This window comes from Methanocalculus sp. (genome assembly GCF_029762515.1).
In the GTDB taxonomy this organism is placed as follows: domain Archaea; phylum Halobacteriota; class Methanomicrobia; order Methanomicrobiales; family Methanocorpusculaceae; genus Methanocalculus.
Genome location: NZ_JARVGN010000283.1, coordinates 1 through 3,189, shown reverse-complemented (window position 1 = coordinate 3,189; position 3,189 = coordinate 1). Strand labels below are relative to the sequence as shown.

Genomic DNA, 3,189 nt, shown 5'->3' with positions numbered 1-3,189 from the left:
AGCATCTCCCGGGAGCCAGCCATGCCAATCTCCAATGAGCCGTCCTATCATCAAAACCTTCACTTTCACATCGCGATCGGGACATTTATCATAACACGTGCATCAACTACTACTCAGGTACATGATCTCGCACGCCGCCCAATCCGGAGCACCCGAACATAATCTTCCAGAAAAGATACTCTATGCCAATCAATCCGATATAGGCAGGCAGCTGGAATCATTTATTCATCCGGATATTGCGGCAGTTGCCGGGGAGAGGGGGCAACGTGCAATACCATTCATTGCCAAAGATCAAATCCTGATGAAGGAGATCGAAGCAGTCTCTGCAAGCATCCCGACAGCTCACCGTTTCATCAATTCAGACTGCCGAAACCTTGGATACATACCTGACGAGAGCGTACATCTGGTCGTTACCTCACCACCATACTGGATACTGAAAACCTACCCTGAAAAAGAATCGCAGCTCGGGCAGATCGGAGATTATGATAAGTTCCTTGAAGAGCTCGATCACGTCTGGCAGCATATCCACCGGATCCTTGTTCCCGGAGGACGCCTGGTTATTGTCGTCGGCGATGTCTGCCTCCCACGCAGAAGTACCGGGCGGCACAGTGTAATGCCCCTCCATGCTTCAATACAGGAGCACTGCCGGTTGATCGGTTTTGATAATCTTGCACCGATCATCTGGTATAAGATCGCCAATGCCTCCTTTGAGTCGCAATCTCCGGGATCGTTCCTGGGAAAACCCTATGAGCCTAACGCCATAGTCAAGAATGATATCGAGTACATCCTCTTCCAGAGAAAGCCGGGGGGATACCGGAAGACTACCCACACAGCCCGGCTGCTCTCCATCATCTCTGAAGAGAACCAGAAGAGATGGTTCAGGCAGATATGGGATCTGAAAGGAGCATCCACCCGCAACCATCCGGCACCATACCCATTGGAACTGGCAGAGCGGCTCATCAGAATGTTCTCCTTTGTCGGCGATACCATTCTCGATCCTTTTGGAGGGACAGGCACAACTGCCATTGCAGCAGCACGGTGGGGACGGAACAGTATCAGCATTGAGATCGAAGAGGAGTATCACTCGATGCAGATTGAACGTTTTAACCAGAAATATCAACAATCCCATCTATTTTAAGAGGAGACAACTATGACACTGGCTCATATTCAGGAGAGCATCTCACGGGACGATCTGTTTGCCGATGCAGTGCGTTTCTTCTGGGAAACGCGGGCGGCACAGGCAGACAGCCAGATAGAAAGGGGAGGAAGCGATCAGGGAACCCGTTCCGAGGCAACCGGTGGAAAGCATATGGACGGGTTTTACACCCTCATCCATTCATTCCTTATTGATCTCGGAGTCCCGGATGAGGATATCTGCATACGCAGAAGTGAGCTTGACCTCCCGGGTTTTTTCCGTGCAGAGAAACAGTGGGATCTCGTCATCATCAGGCACCATCCTGAAGGAGGAAAAGAGCTTGTCGCAGCTCTTGAACTCAAATCCCAGACAGGGCCTTCATTTGGAAACAATATCAACAACCGGACCGAAGAGCTGGTTGGAAGTGCAGTTGATCTCTGGACTGCCTATCGTGAGGGTGCGTTCAGGACCTCGCCATCACCCTGGCTTGGATGCCTGATACTGCTTGAGGATTGCAGAGACTCTCGACGGGGCATACGAAATCGGGAGCCGCACTTCGAGGTATTCCCGGAATTTAAAGGCGCCTCGTACATTGAACGGTATCATCAATCCTGTAAAAGACTCCTGCGGGAGAGAATCTATTCCGGCGTCTGCTATATCACTGCCAGTAAAGAGAGCGAAGGAGAATATACAGAACCAGACCCGGAATTGTCAGGAGAGCGGTTCCTGAGATCACTCATCTCCCATCTCCATATGTTTTATCCCATTCACTAATGGGAATAGAACAAAAAAAACCAGAGAGAGGGAGGAAATGATAAACCTCCCCGGATCGTGCCATTGTTTTCCGCACAGAAAATATTAGTTTTTATAGGGGGCAGACCCTAGTTTCGAATTGTATGTCGCATCCCCTTCCGCCCTGACCGCATGGGAGAGGAGGGCGAGCGGGATATCCATCGGGCAGAGCTCCTCGCACTGGCCGCAGTTGATACAGGAGTCAGAGATATGGGCGAACCTCCGCATGTGGAACATGGGGGATGGCGGAACCTGGCCGGTTGGAACCATCGTTGTAGCCTTCTTCAGTTCAGCTTCAATTGGAAGGCAGACCGGGCAGTTCTCGATGCAGGAGTAGCATTTGATGCACCGGGAGGTCTCTTCCTTTATGGTATCCCAGAGATCTCCTGAGAGTGCCGAGAAGTTCTTCTTCCTCCATTTCTCACCGAGCTTCAGCATTGCGCCTTCAACCTTGCTCCGGATCGCAATCCCCTTCGGATCAGCCGGGGCGGTTGCCAGTGCGCCTGAATCAGTTGCTTCTTCAACAAGGTTTGCACCCTTCTCAGAGCAGACCTCGATGAAGGTTGCCTTTCCGGCCTTGTCGCCGATGACACCCCAGTTACCGCAGGCAAGATCCGCCTGGCGGGGGACTTTGTAGAGGCAGCGGCGGCAGTTTGTCCTCCGGCCATATCCCTCATCTTCCAGCTCATCAATGGAGATACCCTGGTGAGAGCCGTCTTTCTTGATGATGATGAACTGGCCCTTGTCGATCTCCTCTTTCACGACATCGGCGGGATTCGTCCCGAACTTCTCTCTGATCATCTTCGTTGCATCGACCGGAGAGACCGAGCCTCCACAGTTCAGGCCGATTAAGATCAGGTTGTCGAGATTGATCTTCTCCCGCTTTGCGAGTTCAAGGATACCCATCGTATCGCACCCTTTCACCGGCAGGGCGAGTTTCATGCCATTTGCTCCCTCGAGATATTTTGTCAGTATCTTCGAAAGGAGGAGTGTTCCGCAGTGAAGCGAACCTGACCCCTTCTCAACTTCAGCCGGATCGGTCACGATCTCAACCGTTGCATCATAGATGTCAGATCCCTTCTTTACGACAAGAACGCCATCGACCATCCTGCTCTCAAGTGCATATTTAAGAAGTGCTGTGACCGCACCGCCACACTCACCCTTTTTGACACCTTCATCTGTTGATGCCCATGCATAGAGCATATCGCCTTTTGCTACCATCTTCAGGCCTCCTGTATCTTCTCAATCTTTATAGCACAGGC

3 protein-coding genes are annotated in these 3,189 nt (G+C 51.6%); 2 read left to right on the top strand and 1 reads right to left on the bottom strand.

Going from position 1 to position 3,189, the window contains the following annotated elements; all coding sequences use genetic code 11:
* The first annotated feature begins 97 nt into the window (after nucleotides 1-97).
* The gene (locus tag QCH34_RS09665; protein WP_300333414.1) at nucleotides 98-1,138 is read left to right on the top strand and encodes a site-specific DNA-methyltransferase; all 1,041 of its coding nucleotides are present in this window, start codon (nucleotides 98-100) and stop codon (nucleotides 1,136-1,138) included.
* Nucleotides 1,139-1,150: 12 nt separating this feature from the next.
* Nucleotides 1,151-1,909, top strand: coding sequence for a PaeR7I family type II restriction endonuclease (locus tag QCH34_RS09660; protein ID WP_300333411.1), 759 nt, complete (start codon nucleotides 1,151-1,153; stop codon nucleotides 1,907-1,909).
* Between the two features lie 84 nt (nucleotides 1,910-1,993).
* Here QCH34_RS09660 and QCH34_RS09655 read toward each other — a convergent pair whose 3' ends face one another.
* Nucleotides 1,994-3,148, bottom strand: a complete 1,155-nt coding sequence (locus QCH34_RS09655; protein WP_300333408.1) for a Coenzyme F420 hydrogenase/dehydrogenase, beta subunit C-terminal domain — start codon at nucleotides 3,146-3,148, stop codon at nucleotides 1,994-1,996.
* Nucleotides 3,149-3,189: the final 41 nt, after the last annotated feature.